The sequence below is a fragment of the Candidatus Rickettsia barbarica genome, from assembly GCF_041477405.1.
GTDB classification, from domain to species: Bacteria; Pseudomonadota; Alphaproteobacteria; order Rickettsiales; family Rickettsiaceae; genus Rickettsia; species Rickettsia rickettsii.
The window spans coordinates 151387-169353 of record NZ_JBEWYL010000001.1; the positions used below are offsets into that span (position 1 = coordinate 151387).

A 17967-nucleotide genomic window follows, 5' to 3' on the forward strand; every position below is an offset into this window, starting at 1 on the left:
AGAAGGCTAAATTACAGCATAAAACAACTGCTTTTAATCTTAATGTTTATATTCCAGGATAAACTATAGTATGCTAAGATATTACTTTTAAAAATAAGTGATTATCAGTGTCAAAATTTTCTTTTAATATTCATCATCAGCATAAAAAAGCTAGAAGCGGTATTATCGTAACCGCACACGGTGAGATGCGTACACCTGCTTTTATGCCAGTTGGAACTAGAGGAACGGTTAAGGCAATGCTACCTGAATCGGTAGCAGAAACGGGGGCGGATATATTGCTTGGCAATACTTACCACTTAATGCTTCAGCCGACTGCCGAACGTATAGTACAGCTTGGTGGCTTACATAAATTCATGAATTGGGATAAGCCGATATTAACCGATTCTGGCGGTTTTCAGGTAATGTCGCTATCGAAGTTATGCAAGATAACCGAAGAGGGAGTAAGTTTCAGCTCTCATATTAACGGCAATAAATATATGTTAACTCCTGAGCGTTCTACCGAAATACAATATCGGCTCGGTAGCACAATCACTATGGCTTTTGATGAATGTACGCCTTACCCTGCAACCTTTGAAGAAGCTAAAACTTCTATGCAGCTTACGACTAGATGGGCGAATAGATCACGTAATGCTTTTGTTAAGCGGGAAGGCTATGCACAATTCGGTATTATTCAAGGTAGCGTTTACGAAGAATTACGTGAGCAATCGGCTAAGGATCTAGTAGAACTTGATTTTGAGGGCTATGCTATAGGTGGACTTGCAGTAGGTGAGGGGCAGGAGCTTATGTTTAAAGTACTTGATTATGCTCCTGAGTTTTTGCCGCAAAATAAGCCGCGTTATTTAATGGGAGTCGGTAAGCCTGTTGATATTATAGGTGCGGTTAGCAGGGGTATAGATATGTTTGACTGCGTAATCCCGACACGCTCAGGTCGCAACGGTCAGGCTTTTACGAAATACGGTACGGTAAATATCCGCAATAGCAAATATGCCGATGATAACAAGCCGCTAGAACATGATTGCCTATGTCCTGCTTGTAGAAACTATAGTAAAGCTTATCTACATCATTTAGTTAGAATCGGTGAAATACTTGGCTCTATGCTAATGACATGGCATAATTTAACATATTTCCAAAATCTCATGAGCCGTATTAGAGCATATATTAAACTAGGTAAAGATTTTGATTTTGATTCTTAAAGTGACCAGTTATAAAACATGCCTTATTACATGTAAACGTACTTAAGTGTGTTATGTTATGAAAAAAGTTTGTGCAGATCACACTTCAGTGATTGTAACTAGACAAAAACCAGTGGTTATTATGTCGCTTGAAGATCATAATGCTGTGGAGGAAACTATACTTGTTAAAAAGTCCTAAAAATGCTGAAAGACTAAAACGAGCAATTAGCGATTTTGAAGAAAATAAAAATTTTAGGAATTGGATTTGATTGTACATTAAAATAAAAGTATGAACTACTAATGCAAAATATTGATTTAATATCTGAAGAGGAAGCACAAAAATTACTAGAAGAACTCGCTGATAAAATTGCAGCGTATAACCATGCTTATTATATAGAAGATAATCCTTTAGTTTCTGATAGCGAGTATGATCAGCTATTTAATACCAATCTCAAGTTAGAACAAAAATTTCCTCATTTAATTTTAGAAAATAGTCCTAGCAAAAAAGTAGGGGCTAAAATAGCAAATAAATTTGCTAAAGTTACGCATCAAGTGCCCATGCTATCTCTCAGTAATGCTTTTGATGAGCAAGATGTGAGAGATTTTGTAGACCGTATAAAAATTTTCTTACGCCTTAATGAGTTTGCTCCTATCTTTTGTGAACCTAAAATAGACGGTGTGTCTTTTTCTGCTGTTTATAAACACGGGGTGCTTACAACGGGAGCTACAAGAGGTGACGGATATGTTGGTGAAGATATAACAGCAAATGTTAAAACAATCAAAAATTTTCCTCATACAATAGATAATGTTCCGGAGTTTTTAGAAGTACGAGGGGAAATTTATATTGAAAAACAAGATTTTTTAAATCTAAATAAAGAACAAGAAGAGCAGGGCAAGGATAAATTTGCCAATCCTCGTAATGCTGCTGCCGGATCACTTCGTCAGCTTGATTCTTCTATTACGGCTAAAAGACCGCTCAAATATTTTGTATATTCAGGAGGGATAACTGAACAGAATCTCGCTTCTTCACAAGATCAATTACTTACAAAATTAAAAGAATGCGGCTTTAATATTAATGCAATATCTAAACTTGCGAGTTCTGAAGAAGAAATTTTTGCCTTTTACGAATATCTCAAAACAAATAGAGAAAATTTACCTTATGAAATTGATGGAGTAGTATATAAGCTAAATGATTTTGCACTGCAAAATAGAATGGGCTTTATTGCACGAAGTCCACGCTTTGCTACCGCTCATAAATTTCCTGCAATAATAGGACAAACAAAGTTACTTTCTATTACTGTACAGGTCGGTAGAACTGGTACGTTAACGCCGGTAGCCGAACTTGAACCCATAGAAATAGGCGGGGTAACTGTTAGCAGAGCAACATTACATAATTTCCAAGAAATTGCACGAAAAGATTTGCGGATTAAGGATTATGTATTCCTGCAACGTGCTGGTGACGTTATTCCTAAAATCATGGGAGTTGATTTTGATAAACGTCCTAATGATACAGAAACGTTTGATACTCCTTTATTTTGTCTGTCATGCAATTCTAAATTGTATTATACGCCTGAAGATATTATTATACGCTGTGATAATGGCCTTAACTGCCCTGCTCAGAATTATGAGCGTATCCGTCATTTTGTATCGAAAAATGCTATGGATATTGAGGGGCTTGGGCGTAAGCAAGTTGAGTTTTTAATAGATAAGGGATTGATTAGTAATCCTTTAGATATTTTCTTTTTAAAAGAAAAAAATGACTCTAGCTTAGCAAAACTTGACAATATGGATGGATGGGGTAAAAAATCAGTAGAAAATCTTTTTAAAAATATAGAAAAATCAAAAAACGTTAGTTTACCAAGATTTATATATGCATTAGGCATAAGGCATATCGGTGAACAAAATGCTAAATTGCTTGCTAGAGAATTTGGCAGCTATAATAATTTTATAGCTCAAATGGAATTGCTTAGAACAAATGAGCCTGATATTTATCAAAAACTAAACAATTTAGAAGGAATCGGTGATAAGATTTTAGTAGATATTATTGATTTTTTTGATGTTAAAGAAAATATTGAGCTTATCAAAAAACTTGGTGAAATATTAAATATTGAAGATTATAAAGAGACTAGAGAACAGAGTAGTTTAACGGACAAGATAGTCGTATTTACCGGTAGTTTAGCGACGATATCTAGAGCAGAAGCTAAAGCAACGGCTGAAAAGCTTGGGGCTAAAGTTGCAGTTGGCGTATCATCGAACACGGATTTAGTTGTAGCCGGCGTTGATGCAGGCAGTAAACTTAAAAAAGCTAAAGAGCTTAATATTAAAATTATTGATGAAGAAGAATGGCTTACGCTTATAAAAAATGTTTAAAGCAAGGCATTGCTAACTAAATGATAGTAAATAAAAAACTCGATGTCATTTCCACGAAAGCGGGAATGACATCGGAAAGCTAAACTACACTATAAAACAACTTTTTCTAGGCAATGCTAAACTTTTTGACAAAGAAAGATAGAACAGTTATTACAAAACATATTAATAAAATTCTAGAAGAAAGAAAACTAGACAATATAGTATGTGCAAATTTTGCACATACTGCCGCTGATGGTAAAACATACCAAGTAGAATACTATAATTTAGATATGATAATATCAGTAGGATATAGGGTAAATGCTAAGAGAGGGATTGCTTTCAGAAAATGGGCTACTAACTTACTTAAAGAATGTCTAATTAAAGGCTATAGTATTAATCTACACTGCTTTTACGAAAGATTGCACAGTAAAATTATACTATGATATAATATATAAATTACTGTAGCTAAATTAGATGAGATGCCTAAATCTACTAATACGAGAAGAAAATTAATTTACGTGCACTAAAAGAAGATAGAGAAGATGTAGAAACTGCTTTAGCAAGAAGCAATAATAAAAGTGATAAATTACTTACTTCAGCAGAAGCAACGGAATTCTTAAAAAAGAAATATGGTTTATAAAGTATATGCTCTATGTCATTCCCGCTTTCGCGGGAATGACATAGAGCCATGCGTGCGAGTTGGTCATAGAAGTGAAATTTATGATTAATTTAAAATGAACTATCGTCATATTTATCATGCAGGCAATTTTGCCGATATAGTCAAACATTTAGTCCTAATTAGTATTTTAGAACAGCTCAAGAAAAAAGAAAAACCTTTTGCGGTTTTAGATGCTTTTACTGGGCTAGGTCTTTACGATTTAAACTCGGAGGTGGCTTCTAAAACTCTAGAAAGCGATACGGGAATTAATAAATTACTGCAAGCTACCGATCCTATTCCTCAGCTCTTACAAACTTTTTTAAATATAATAAATATAGCAGGCAAAAGTCACTACCCAGGTTCACCTTTTATAATTAAGCAATTATTAAGACCAAATGATCGCTTAATTGCCTGCGAACTTTCATCCAAGCGATTATTTAAGTTTAAAAAAATTATTACCAAATGATACGCATAATATAGATGCTTATAATGCTATCAAAGCTTTGCTACCATTTAAAGAGAATAGAGGATTAATTTTTCTTGATCCGCCTTTTGAAGTAAAAAATGAGTTTCAAAAATTACTTGAAGCACTTAAAAAAATTAAGCTAAGAGTTCTTAATAATACTGTCTTAATTTGGTATCCTATAAAAGATTTATCTTTAGTCCGTGATGTTTACCATAATTACAAAAATATCGGATTTAAAGAAACTATGATTATTGAATATGAGCTTTTAAATAGTGATAAAAATATGGTAAAGTGTGGGTTAATGTTAATTAACCCTCCAAATATTAGAGGAGAATTAGAGAAATTAACAGAATATTTAAGTGGCACTCTTAATTTGAAATTTACATACATTTATCTTTAATGTCTTTTAAAAAATATATCTTTTTACTGTTTATAGTTTTTCTTGTTCAAGGTTGTAGCAGTATTAAAAAATCTAGTGATACTACGTTACTTGCTACTACTTCATCTCAATTAAAACAAAAATATAAAATCAGCCATGCGGATTTAGTAGTACAGTATGATTGAACAAACAAAAATAGCAAATGTATATATGCAAAAAACTTAGGTCTAATAATTAATAACCCTAAACAAAATAAGATTTTTTTACACAAATTACATAATAAAAACCTGGCAGAATTTAATAAAGCAGCTGAAATAAAAATAGCTAATATAAAGGCAGTGGTAACGAGACTACATTCAAAATATAAGCTTCTCTCTAAACCGGAAGCTAGCTATTTTGCAAAAAAACAAACTCATAGGAATAATATCTCAGAATTAACCAAGCTTGATAAAATAATTAGTACAATACCACTTATGATGCCGGAATATGAGCCGAAAATTACTAGCCATTACGGAACTAGGACAAGTCCTCATAAAAAGAAAAGAAAAAAGAAATGTTTCCATAGCGGTATTGATTTACAAGCTAAAAAAGCAGCACCGATATATATGTAGCAGCAAGCGGAATTGTTATAAAAGCCGCTAGAGCACCTGATTACGGGAATTTTGTTGAGATTAAACATGGACGCAAATTTGTTACGAAATATGCTCATTTAAAAGAAATGTCAGTCAAGGGAGGAAATAAAATTAAGCGTGGTCAATTTATCGGTATACAAGGAAGCACTGGTAATGCAACGGGTGAACATTTGCATTTTGAAATTCTATTAGATAATAAAGCAATCAATCCGTTTGACTTTATTTTTAACTACCATAAATGTTAAACTATGATCAAACTTTTATATCCTGAATTTTGGCAGAAGCGAAATATTATAGCTTATTTGCTTTTGCCTATAAGCGTGATATATCAATTTTTAGGCTATTTACGAGCTAGTTTAGCACGTCCTATTATGTTGCCTGCTAAAGTTATTTGTGTCGGTAATTGTAGCGTAGGAGGTACGGGTAAGACGCAGATAGTAATGTATCTAGCCAAATTACTAAAAGCTAGAAATGTAAGTTTTGTAATAGTAACTAAGGCTTATGGTAGTAACCTTAAAAGTGCAACTACCATACATCAAGGACATACAGCATTAGAGGTAGGAGATGAGGGGGTAATACTTGCAAAGTACGGAGCAGTTATTGCTACTAAAAATATTAAAGAGATTGTGCCGTTACTTAACGAGCTTAAGCCTGATATAATAATAGTTGATGATTTCCTACAAAATCCTTATTTTCATAAAGACTTTACTATAGTCTCAGTAGATAGCCAAAGGCTTTTCGGCAACGGTTTTCTAATTCCTGCTGGTCCTTTAAGACAATATCCAAATAAAGCCCTTGATGCAGCTGATTTAATTTTTTTAGTCAGTAGCCACCAAGATAAAATACCAAATATTTTAACTCCTTATGTCAATAAGTTAATAAATGCTCAAATAGTTCCTTCAAATAATATAGATAAAACTAAAAATTATTTTGCTTTTAGCGGTATCGGTAATCCTGAGCGTTTCTTTGCGACTTTAAAAAATTACGGATTAAATATAACCGGTTACAAAATTTTTCCTGATCATTATAATTATTTACAAGCAGATTTAGAAAATTTATATTCATTAGCTAAAGAGCATAATGCTACCTTAGTTACTACAAGAAAAGATCATGTTAAGTTTAATGATTTAAATAATAATATTGTCTGTCTAGATGTAGAATTATCTATAAACCATCCTGATTTATTAAATGAAAAAATTTTTAAAAAAGCTTAGATATTTAATTGAGTATTTTATCGTTGTTATATTCCTGAAAGTAATAGGAATATTCGGTGTAGATAAAGCGGCGGATATTTGTAGTTTTATAGCAAGAAAAGTCGGTACATTATTTGCTGTTAATAAAATTGCTAGACGAAATATTAAAGTAGTATTCGGCGATATGTGTGATGTTGAAACAATCATAGATCAAACTTGGGATAATTTTGGTAGGTTTATCGGTGAATTTACATATGTTAGCAAGATGGATGAAGCCGAGTTAGAGCGTAGAATCGCAATGATCGGCATAGAAAATATTAAAAAACTTGAAGGACAACCTTTTTTATTATTTGGCGGTCACTTTGCCAATTGGGATATTAGTATTAAGATTCTTCATAAATTTTATCCGAAAGTTGCCGTAATTTATCGTAAAGCAAATAACCCGTATGTTAACAAGTTGGTTAATGAAAGTCGTGCCGGTGATAAATTAAGACTTATACCGAAAGGTCCTGAAGGTAGCAGAGCTTTAGTCAGGGCTATCAAGGAGAGTGAATCTATTGTTATGCTTGTTGATCAAAAAATGAACGATGGAATTGAAGTGCCTTTTTTAGGGCATCCTGCTATGACTGCAAGCGCCATCGCTAAAATTGCTTTGCAGTATAAATATCCAATTATACCTTGCCAAATCATTAGAACTAAAGGCAGTTATTTTAAAGTAATAGTTCACCCGCAATTAAAGTTTGAGCAAACCGGCGATAATAAAGCCGATTGCTATAATATTATGCTTAATATTAATCAAATGCTAGGAGAATGGGTTAAGCAAAAGCCTGCTCAATGGTTTTGGTTTCACAATAGATGGAAGAAATGAAACGTCATTGCGAGTAGCCGTAGGCTGCGTGGCAATCTCGTCAAATATCCTGAGATTGCTTCGTCAATTGCTATGCAATTTCCGCGCAATGACAAAAAAATGAGCCACGGTATGACATTTTAAGAAAGCATAGTCCGTAATTTCTCAAGTACTTCTTGAGCGTGATTTTTAGCATTTACCGACCGCCAAATATGCTTAACTATGCCTTCCTTATCAAGTAAAAACGTAGCTCTATCAATACCCATATATTTTTTACCGAACATTGATTTTTCTATCCATACCCCTAGTTGTTCGCATAAATTTGAATTTGCATCAGAGGCTAAATCAAATCCTAAACTATATTTTTCTTTAAATTTATCATGAGAGTCAAGCTTATCTTTGGATACTCCGATAATTACCGTATTAAGTTTATCGAATTCCGGTTGTAGCTTGTTAAAATCTTGTGCTTCAATAGTACATCCAGGTGTATCGTCTTTCGGATAAAAATATAATATTACAAATTTTCCTTTTAAATCCGATAGTTTAATTACGTTATCTTGACCTATGTGTAAAGATAAATCAGGAAGTTTTTTTCCTAGTTCTAATGTCATAACACCCTCAAATTTATTTGATATAATAACTATATATTCAATATGTACATATTGAATATATAGTTATTATATCAAATAAATTTGAAATTGCTTTTTATAATTATACTATTTATGATACCGGTATATAATAGTTAAGTTTAATTTTTATTAACTATTTCAATAAAGAGGTTTTATAAGCACTATAAGTGAAGCACTTGAAGCATTACATTTAAATCTTAAGGACTCTGCTAAAATTATTACTGTCGATTTTAATAAAAAATGTCATGAAGTAGCAGATAAATTATCTGTCAAAATTAATGATTTAGAGGAATATGCTAAGGATGGTAAAGACCATTCTTTAGAAACTATAAAAGCGCAATATAAAAATTTAACGAAAGAATTACAGGATTATCAGAAAATTAAAGATGATAAAGTGGAAGAATATAGACAGACTCTTGTGAAAAAACTTGATGATTTAAGTAAGAAAGTTGAACAATATAATAATAAACATAAATAATTGGAGAATATAATGAAAAAATTTTTAATAAAACATTAGGTGCTACCGCTACTTTATTATTAACACCTAGTATTTTTGCAGCTTTGCCTACCAAGGATGAAACAAAAGCAAATGAAGTGCAAACTGCAGAAGTAGCTACAAGCAGTACAAAAACAATTACCGAAAACTTACAGGAATTAAAAGACAATTTAACGCACCTAGCACAAACGGGAGCCGATAAATTTAATCAGACCTTAAGCAATACTTATGATCAGATAGCCCAAAGCGTTACAGAGATAAAAAAGAATGTGAAAGATCAGAAAGATAAAAAAGGTGAAGAACTGCAAAAATCTATAGATGCTGTAAAAGCAAAAATGGAAGCTTATAAAAAAGCAGGCAGCAAGAAGCAAGAAAAAATACGTCAGCACCTAGTGGATAAATTAGAAGAGCTAGATAAAAATATTAACGAATATAATACGATAAAGAAAAAGCAAATTCGTAATTTTTTAATGTCATTGCGAGGAGATGCGTAGCATCGACGCGGCAATCTCATAAAGTAGGATCAACTTCTGAGATTGCTTCGTCGAAACTTATAGTTTCTCCTCGCAATGACTGCAGACAATATACCCTTAAAAACCGGTATTATTTATGACTATTACCAAAGCAAAAATTGCAGCTATGTTAAGCTCTAAATTGGGTTTTTCAAATAATTTATGCGAGGAAATAGTTCATACGGTTTTGTCTAATATTTTAGAAATAGCAAAAGAGCAAAAATTAACTTTAAAGAATTTTGGTAGTTTTGAGGTGAAACAAAAAAATCCACGTCCCGGAATAAATTTTCATACCAAAGCACCGGTAATTATAGAATCAAAAAAGCATTTACGTTTTGTCCCTTCTTCTAAATTAAAAGCTTTAATTAATGAATCTACTCGATGAACTTCGTTATAATTTGTTGGCTTGTTGTATGTCTCGGAAAATGCTGTTTATGTCATTCCCGCGAAAGCAGGAATCCAGTAAAACCTATAAAAAACTTGTTTTTTTAGGTTTATTGTGTCAATAATGTGTATCAATATTAAGGTTATTTTTGGGACTCCCGCCTACGCGGGAATGACATAAAACGAGCCATGCAACAAAATCTGTATTCGGAGTATATGACAAACAATAAGCTAACAAAAAAATATTATTCTGCTAGTGAAGTGATTAAGCATTTAAATATTGCTTTACATCAATTAAGATATCTAGAGACACAAAACCCTGATTTATCTAATTATAAAATAAATAATAGAAAATATTATACTGCTAATGATATTGATCTACTCCAAAAATCTTTAAATAAAGATATTACATCTCTTTCTACCGCTAGAATCGATATATTACTTACCAATTTCCATAATTTGTCTCTTCAAATAAAAAAAATTCTTGCCGATTCCTCGATGACGTGCGTATAGTACTGGTCATATCACGTTTTAAAGAAAAGAAAGGAACATATTATGACAATAAGACAAATGGTAAAGCCAGTAATTATAGGTATATCTGGTCCTGAATTAACCGATGCCGAAAGAGAATTATTTGAAGAGCATAATCCTTTAGGTGTAGTTTTATTCCGTCGTAATATTAGAAAGAATGATAACGGTGCGCAGGCTAAAGAAGCCCTTATTAAGCTTATTGCAGATATAAAAGAAGTATTAGGGGAAAATACTATCATCTCTATAGATCAAGAAGGCGGTAGGGTACAAAGGCTTATAGCACCGACTTTTTATGACGCTCCGGCTGCTCAAACTTTTACTGATCCCCAAGCATGTAAACAAAATTATAGTGATATTGCGAAAGGGCTGAGAGAAGTAGGCATTAATCTAGATTTTGCACCGGTAGCGGATTTGCTCCACGAAGGAGCAGACAAGATAGTCGGCGATAGAAGTTTCGGCGGGGAGCCGGAAGTAGTCGTGCCTTTATGTTTAGCTGCTATAGACGGATTACAAGAAGAGAAAGTCGGGGCTTGTATAAAACATATTCCGGGCCATGGTAGAGCTACGGTGGATAGCCATAAAAAATTACCGATTGTTGATGTTGATATAGAAGAGTTAGCAAAAACAGACTTTAAAGTATTTAAGGAGCTCGCGAAGCACGATAATATTAAACTTGCTATGACGGCACATATAATTTATAAAGCTCTTGATCCTGAGACTCCTGCCACCCTATCAAAAAAAGTGATAGACTATATTAAAAATAATATCGGCTTTAAAGGGCTTATTATTTCCGATGCAATAGATATGAAAGCTTTAAGCGGTAGTATGGCAGATATGACCAAAGAAGTTTTAGATGCAGGCGTAGATATAGTGCTTGAATGTACCGGAGAATTTAACAAAATTTCTGAAGTTCTATGTAGTGTTTCGGAAAGTTCTATAGATAAATTTTCTGACTTGTTTATTGCGTAAGGCTATTATTTATTTAATGTCGTACCGCGGCTCGACCGCGGTATCTTAGGACACAGTCTGTGATGTAAGATCCCGTGGTCATATAAAGCCACGGGATGACAACAGAACTGCACAACGGCAGCTATTTAGCCGTAAAATGGCTATTAAGGAACTTATCCAATTAATCTAAGTTAAAATTAATTAAACAATTATATTGAAAAAATCTATTTTTACTATTAATCTGTTTCTTAATTTTTAGTTAAAGAATTAATTTTATAAATTACTGGAATAGTGTTATGAACAGTCTTGTGGATTTAAGTTCTAAAAGCTATAGGTAATATTTACTAAGAATAGAGATATAGAGAATTTTAGGTAGCAGGAGGGGGTTTGATCTGTGATATTATTAATCTGCTTAAAGAAGATTTAAATAAAGCAGATATAGACAATGAGATATATATGCGTCTTAAAGACCCTTATTCTGTTTTAAAAAAGATGAAAAGGAAAGAAGTGCCGATTGATGCATTGAAAGACTTAATTGCATGTAGGATTATAGTTAAATCTAAAGCTCTATGCTATAATGCTTTGTACGTAGTTAAGAGTTCTCCACATTTAGATTGGTTATACACCAAAGATTATATCAATAGACCAAAAAGTAACGGCTATCAGTCTCTTCATAATATAATGCAGCTTTTACACTCTAAACGTAATTTTGAAATACAGATAAGAAGTGAAAATATGCATAAAGATGCCGAGCTTGGTAGAGCAGCTCATTTAAATTATAAAGAAGAACAAGACCGTCATTTGCAAAAAGTTTTTGACGTTACTAATGACACGATACTTTCTAAAGCACGTCAAATGGTGCAACAATTTGAAGGATTCGAAGAGCAAATTGTAGAATATGAAAAAGAAATTATGCGTATTTGGCATACTAAATACGATGAAATGCTAAAATGGGCAAATACTGCTGAAGTGCTAATATTTAACAAAGATTAGGGGGATAATTAGTTCGTCATCCCGTGACTTGACCACGGGATCCAGTGCTTGGTGTCATACTGCGAGCTTGTAGCGGTATCCATCTAAAAAAATCAAAAATGTATACGTATTAAGTTATTTTTTTGGATCCCGCGGTCAAGCCACGGGATGACACTGATAAGGCATAACGCCAATGTGGTAAAAATATAACATTTATTAAAACTTTATAAAAAAACTATAGAGATGCTTGTAATTATATACAATATATAGTATACTACAGCTCGTAGTTTAGAAACTATTGAAACAAAATATTAGGTTATTTTCTTATCAAATGTGGGATATCTTGACTCACGTTTGATTGTTTTAATACTAGGTACTAAATTTTAACTTAAATATAGGACAAAAATTATGGCTCAAAAACCAAATCTTCTAAAAAAATTAATTTCCGCAGGGTTGGTAACTGCTTCTACAGCTACCATAGTAGCCAGTTTTGCAGGGTCAGCTATGGGTGCTGCTATACAGCAGAATAGAACAACAAACGCAGATGCTACAACTGTTGATGGTGTGGGATTTGACCAAACTGCAGTTCCTGCAAATGTTGCAGTTCCTCTAAATGCAGTTATTACTGCTAGTGTTCATAAGGGTATTAATTTAAATACTCCAGCCGGTAGTTTTAACGGTTTGTTTTTAAATACTGAAAACGATTTAGCAGTGACAGTGAGTGAAGATACTACCTTAGGGTTCATCACTCGTGCTGTTAATAACGCTAACTTCTTTAACCTTACGCTTAATGCCGGTAAAACTCTTACTATAACAGGTCAAGGTATTACTAATGTACAAGCTGCTGCTACAAAAAATGCTCAAAATGTTGTTGTACAAGTTAATAATGGTGCTGCTATTGAAAATAATGATCTTCAAAGTGTAGGAACAATAGACTTCGGTGCTGCGGCTTCTACATTAGTATTTAATTTAGCAAATCCTACAACTCAAAAAGTGCCTCTTATACTTGGAGATAATGCTGTAATAGTTAATGGTGCTAACGGTACATTAAATGTTACTAATGGATTTATTAAAGTTTCAAGTAAAAGTTTTGCTACTGTTAATGCAATTAATATCGGTGACGGTCAAGGTATCATATTCAATACTGATGCTAATAATGCTAATGCTTTAAATTTACAAGCAGGTGGTGCTGCTATTAATTTTAATGGAACAGACGGTACGGGTAGATTAGTATTATTAAGTAAGAATGCTGCTGCTACCGACTTTAACGTTACAGGAAGTTTAGGCGGTAATCTAAAAGGTATTATTGAATTTAACACTGTTGCAGTAGACGGTCAACTTAAAGCTAATGCAGGCCCTGCTAATGCAGTAATAGGTACTAATAATGGCGCAGGTAGAGCTGCAGGATTTGTTGTTAGCGTAGATAATGGTAAGGTAGCAACAATCGATGGACAAGTTTATGCTAAAGACATGGTTATACAAAGTGCTAATGCAGTTGGACAAGTAAATTTTAGACACATAGTTGACGTTGGTATAGACGGTACTACTGCCTTTAAAACAGCAGCTTCTAAAGTTGCAATAACCCAAAACTCAAACTTTGGTACTACTGATTTCGGTAATCTTGCAGCACAGATTACAATTCCTAATACTATGACCCTTAAAGGTAATTTTACAGGTGATGCTAACAATCCCGGTAACACTGCAGGTGTGATAACTTTTGATGCTAACGGTACTTTAGCAAGTGCTAGTGCAGATGCAAATGTTGCGGTGACAAATAATATTACAGCAATTGAAGCATCAGGTGCCGGAGTTGTCCAATTATCAGGAACACATGCTGCCGAGTTACGTTTAGGAAATGCCGGTTCTGTCTTTAAACTTGCTGACGGTACAGTTATAAACGGTAAGGTTAACCAAACTGCTCTTGTCGCCGGTGCTCTTGCAGCCGGTACTATTACCTTAGACGGTAGTGCTACAATTACCGGCGATATAGGGAACGCTGGCGGTGCTGCTGCGTTACAAGGCATTACTTTAGCTAACGATGCTACAAAAACATTAACACTTGGTGGAGCAAATATTATCGGTGCTAATGGTGGAACGATTGATTTCCAAGCTAACGGTGGTACTATTAAATTCACAAGCACTCAAAATAATATTGTAGTTGATTTTGATTTAGCTATAACTACTGATCAAACAGGCGTTGTTGATGCGAGTAGCCTAACAAATGCTCAAACTTTAACTATTAACGGTAAAATCGGTACTATTGGAGCTAATAATAAAACTCTTGGACAATTTAATATTGGCTCAAGTAAAACAGCTTTAAGTGGTGGTGATGTTGCTATTAACGAGTTAGTTATTGGAAATAACGGTGCAGTACAATTCGCTCATAATACTTATTTAATAACAAGAACTACAAATGCTGCCGGTCAAGGTAAAATAATATTTAATCCTGTTGTAAATAATAATACAACTCTTGCAGCCGGTACAAATTTAGGTAGTGCTACAAATCCACTTGCAGAAATTAATTTTGGATCTAAAGGGGTTAATGTTGATACTGTATTAAATGTTGGTGAAGGTGTAAATTTATATGCTACTAATATTACTACTACCGATGCTAACGTAGGTTCTTTCATCTTTAATGCCGGTAGAACAAATATAGTAAGCGGTACAGTCGGTGGACAGCAAGGTAATAAGTTTAATACTGTAGCATTAGATAACGGTACTACTGTTAAGTTCTTAGGTAATGCAACATTTAACGGTAACACTACAATTGCAGCTAATTCTACCTTACAAATCGGTGGTAACTATACTACAGACTTTGTTGCATCTGCCGATGGTACCGGTATAGTGGAATTCGTTAACACCGATCCTATTACCGTAACATTAAACAAACAAGCTGCACCTGTTAATGCTTTAAAACAAATAACGGTTTCTGGTTCCGGTAACGTAGTGATTAATGAGATAGGTAATGCAGGTAATTATCATGGTGCCGTGACTGATACGATTGCTTTTGAAAATTCAAGTTTAGGTGCAGTTGTATTATTACCTACAGGCATTCCATTCAATGATGCAGGCAACATAATTCCTTTAACAATTAAAAGTACCGTAGGTAATAAAACAGCTGCAGGTTTTGATGTTCCTAGCGTGATTGTTTTAGGTGTTGATAGTGTCATCGCTGACGGTCAAGTAATCGGTGATCAAAATAATATCGTAGGTCTAGGTCTTGGAAGCGATAACGATATAATCGTTAATGCTACTACATTATATGCAGGTATCAGTACTATAAACAATAATCAAGGTACTGTCACACTTAGCGGTGGTATTCCTAATACCCCTGGTACAGTTTATGGCTTAGGCACAGGTATTGGCGCTTCAAAGTTCAAGCAAGTAACGTTTACTACAGACTATAACAATTTAGGTAATATTATTGCAACTAACGCAACAATTAATGACGGTGTAACTGTTACTACAGGCGGTATAGCCGGAATAGGTTTTGACGGTAAAATTACTCTTGGAAGTGTTAACGGTAACGGTAATGTAAGATTTGTTGACGGTATATTGTCTAATTCTACAAGTATGATTGGTACTACTAAAGCTAATAATGGTACTGTAACTTATTTAGGTAATGCATTCGTCGGTAATATAGGTGATTCAGGTACTCCTGTAGCTTCTGTTAGATTTACAGGTAGTGATGGTGGTGCAGGATTACAAGGAAATATTTATTCACAAGTCATAGACTTTGGTACTTATAACTTAGGTATTTTAAATTCTAATGTAATTTTAGGCGGCGGTACTACTGCTATTAACGGTAAAATCAATCTTCTTACAAATACTTTAATATTTGCAAGTGGTACTTCAACATGGGGAAACAATACTTCTATTGAAACTACTTTAACATTAGCAAACGGTAATATAGGTAACATCGTTATTTTGGAAGGTGCGCAAGTTAATGCAACAACCACAGGAACTGCAACCATTAAAGTACAAGATGATGCCAATGCAAATTTCAGTGGTACACAAACTTATACTTTAATCCAAGGTGGTGCTAGATTTAACGGTACTTTAGGAGGTCCCAACTTTGTTGTAACCGGAAGTAATCGTTTCGTAAATTACGGTTTAATACGTGCTGCTAACCAAGATTATGTAATAACACGTACTAACAATGTAGAAAACGTAGTTACTAATGATATCGCAAATAGTCCGTTTGGAGGTGTACCGGGTGTAGGTCAGAACGTTACAACATTTGTAAATGCAACTAATACTGCAGCATATAATAATCTTCTTTTAGCTAAAAATAGTGCTAATGCTGCTAACTTTGTTGGAGCTATCGTTACCGATACAAGTGCGGCCATAACTAATGCGCAATTAGATGTAGCTAAAGATATCCAAGCTCAACTTGGTAACAGATTAGGTGCTCTTAGATATTTAGGTACTCCTGAAACTGCTGAAATGGCTGGACCTAAAGCTGGAGCAATACCGGCTGCAGTTGCTGCAGGTGACGAGGCTGTTGATAATGTAGCTTACGGTATATGGGCAAAACCTTTCTATACTGATACACATCAAAGTAAGGAAGGTGGTTTAGCTGGTTATAAAGCTAAAACCACCGGTGTCGTAATCGGTTTAGATACGCTAGCTAACGATAACTTAATGATCGGTGCTGCTATTGGTCTCACTAAAACTGATATAAAACACCAAGATTATAAGAAAGGTGATAAAACCGACGTTAACGGTTTCTCATTCTCTCTATATGGTGCCCAGCAGCTTGTTAAGAACTTCTTTGCTCAAGGTAGTGCAATATTTAGCTTAAACCAAGTGAAGAACAAAAGTCAGCGTTACTTCTTCGATGCTAACGGTAATATGAGCAAGCAAATTGCTGTTGGTCATTACGATAACATGACATTCGGTGGTAACTTAACAGTCGGTTATGATTACAATGCAATGCAAGGTGTGTTAGTAACTCCAATGGCAGGACTTAGCTACTTAAAGTCTTCTGACGAAAACTACAAAGAAACCGGTACAACAGTTGCAAACAAGCAAGTTAACAGCAAATTTAGCGATAGAACTGATTTAATAGTAGGTGCTAAAGTAGCCGGCAGTACTATGAACATAACTGATCTTGCGGTATATCCGGAAGTTCACGCTTTTGTGGTTCACAAAGTAACCGGTAGATTATCTAAAACTCAGTCTGTATTAGACGGACAAGTTACTCCGTGTATCAGCCAGGCTGACAGAACTGCTAAAACATCTTATAATTTAGGTTTAAGTGCAAGCATAAGATCTGATGCTAAGATGGAGTACGGAATCGGTTACGATGCTCAGATTTCAAGTAAATATACTGCACATCAAGGTACTCTAAAAGTCCGTGTAAACTTCTAATCGCTCCCGATTAGCCGGTTTATAAGTTCCTCAAGAAAAAAGCCCTCTTTGAAAAAGGGGGGGGCTTTGTTTATTCTTTCTTCCTGCCTACATGCCTTGTTGCATGGCTCAAAACCTATTACATTCCCGCGTAGGCAGGGATCCAGAAAACAGCGAGATAAATCGAGCTTTTAATTTTACAAACTTATTGTGTATAATCTTTAAATTACTGGAGTCCCGCTTTCGCGGGAAGGATATAAACAAGCCATACACAACCCTCCGCCTATGCGAGAATGACATCACCTACTTTTCCACCCCGTGCAATACCTTCACTAACCTCAAATTTTATTGACTTCTAGTCGAAAAGATATAAATTTTTACAGCTAAAAATTTAAAATTAATAAATATTATGAAAAAAATATATATTAGTGATTATTATGCTTCTAA

At 34.1% G+C, this 17967-nt stretch carries 12 protein-coding genes and 3 pseudogenes; 13 read left to right on the plus strand and 2 right to left on the minus strand.

Going from position 1 to position 17967, the window contains the following annotated elements:
• The first annotated feature begins 107 nt into the window (after nt 1-107).
• The 3 genes from tgt (at nt 108) to rhuM (ending at nt 3964) form a co-directional block, all read left to right on the plus strand.
• Nucleotides 108-1193, plus strand: coding sequence for a tRNA guanosine(34) transglycosylase Tgt (gene tgt / locus ABVF33_RS00880; RefSeq protein ID WP_499705895.1), 1086 nt, complete (start codon nt 108-110; stop codon nt 1191-1193).
• 279 nt (nt 1194-1472) lie between these two features.
• Complete coding sequence (ligA, locus tag ABVF33_RS00885; RefSeq protein WP_499705896.1) at nt 1473-3542, plus strand: NAD-dependent DNA ligase LigA; 2070 nt, start codon at nt 1473-1475, stop codon at nt 3540-3542.
• Between the two features lie 125 nt (nt 3543-3667).
• Complete coding sequence (rhuM, locus tag ABVF33_RS00890) at nt 3668-3964, plus strand: RhuM family protein (protein ID WP_499705897.1); 297 nt, start codon at nt 3668-3670, stop codon at nt 3962-3964.
• A 49-nt stretch (nt 3965-4013) separates the two neighbouring features.
• Here the strand turns inward: rhuM and ABVF33_RS00895 are convergent, their stop codons facing one another.
• The gene (locus tag ABVF33_RS00895) at nt 4014-4211 is read right to left on the minus strand and encodes a hypothetical protein (RefSeq protein WP_499705898.1); all 198 of its coding nucleotides are present in this window, start codon (nt 4209-4211) and stop codon (nt 4014-4016) included.
• A 44-nt stretch (nt 4212-4255) separates the two neighbouring features.
• Here ABVF33_RS00895 and rlmJ point away from each other — a divergent pair.
• The 4 genes and pseudogenes from rlmJ (at nt 4256) to ABVF33_RS00915 (ending at nt 7717) form a co-directional block, all read left to right on the plus strand.
• A pseudogene (gene rlmJ / locus ABVF33_RS00900) lies at nt 4256-5045 on the plus strand (23S rRNA (adenine(2030)-N(6))-methyltransferase RlmJ).
• Nucleotides 5045-5901, plus strand: a pseudogene (locus ABVF33_RS00905) (M23 family metallopeptidase). The pseudogenes rlmJ and ABVF33_RS00905 overlap by 1 nt, the downstream one beginning before the upstream one ends.
• Before the next feature lie 3 nt (nt 5902-5904).
• Nucleotides 5905-6870, plus strand: a complete 966-nt coding sequence (gene lpxK / locus ABVF33_RS00910) for a tetraacyldisaccharide 4'-kinase (RefSeq protein WP_004997591.1) — start codon at nt 5905-5907, stop codon at nt 6868-6870.
• A complete protein-coding gene (locus ABVF33_RS00915; RefSeq protein ID WP_499705899.1) occupies nt 6845-7717 on the plus strand; it encodes a lipid A biosynthesis lauroyl acyltransferase in 873 nt (290 codons plus the stop codon). The genes lpxK and ABVF33_RS00915 overlap by 26 nt, the downstream gene beginning before the upstream one ends.
• Nucleotides 7718-7836: 119 nt before the next feature.
• Here the strand turns inward: ABVF33_RS00915 and bcp are convergent, their stop codons facing one another.
• Nucleotides 7837-8307: a thioredoxin-dependent thiol peroxidase gene (gene bcp / locus ABVF33_RS00920; RefSeq protein ID WP_499705900.1), complete on the minus strand. Its 471-nt coding sequence runs from the start codon at nt 8305-8307 to the stop codon at nt 7837-7839.
• A 508-nt stretch (nt 8308-8815) separates the two neighbouring features.
• On the opposite strand from bcp, the pseudogene ABVF33_RS00925 reads away from it, so the two are divergent.
• The 6 genes and pseudogenes from ABVF33_RS00925 to ompB all read left to right on the plus strand — a co-directional run bounded on the left by ABVF33_RS00925 (nt 8816) and on the right by ompB (nt 17541).
• Nucleotides 8816-9284 (plus strand): annotated as a pseudogene (locus tag ABVF33_RS00925) (hypothetical protein).
• A gap of 146 nt (nt 9285-9430) precedes the next feature.
• On the plus strand, nt 9431-9718 hold the full coding sequence (locus tag ABVF33_RS00930) for an HU family DNA-binding protein (protein ID WP_499705901.1): 288 nt from the start codon (nt 9431-9433) through the stop codon (nt 9716-9718).
• Nucleotides 9719-9933: 215 nt separating this feature from the next.
• Nucleotides 9934-10230, plus strand: coding sequence for a MerR family transcriptional regulator (locus ABVF33_RS00935; protein ID WP_499705902.1), 297 nt, complete (start codon nt 9934-9936; stop codon nt 10228-10230).
• Nucleotides 10231-10272: 42 nt separating this feature from the next.
• The gene (locus tag ABVF33_RS00940; protein ID WP_499705903.1) at nt 10273-11217 is read left to right on the plus strand and encodes a glycoside hydrolase family 3 N-terminal domain-containing protein; all 945 of its coding nucleotides are present in this window, start codon (nt 10273-10275) and stop codon (nt 11215-11217) included.
• 366 nt (nt 11218-11583) lie between these two features.
• Complete coding sequence (locus ABVF33_RS00945) at nt 11584-12189, plus strand: RelA/SpoT-related domain-containing protein (protein WP_499705904.1); 606 nt, start codon at nt 11584-11586, stop codon at nt 12187-12189.
• A 387-nt stretch (nt 12190-12576) separates the two neighbouring features.
• Nucleotides 12577-17541 carry an outer membrane protein OmpB gene (gene ompB, locus ABVF33_RS00950; protein ID WP_499705905.1) on the plus strand — a complete coding sequence of 1655 codons (4965 nt, stop codon included), beginning with the start codon at nt 12577-12579 and terminating at the stop codon, nt 17539-17541.
• Nucleotides 17542-17967: the final 426 nt, after the last annotated feature.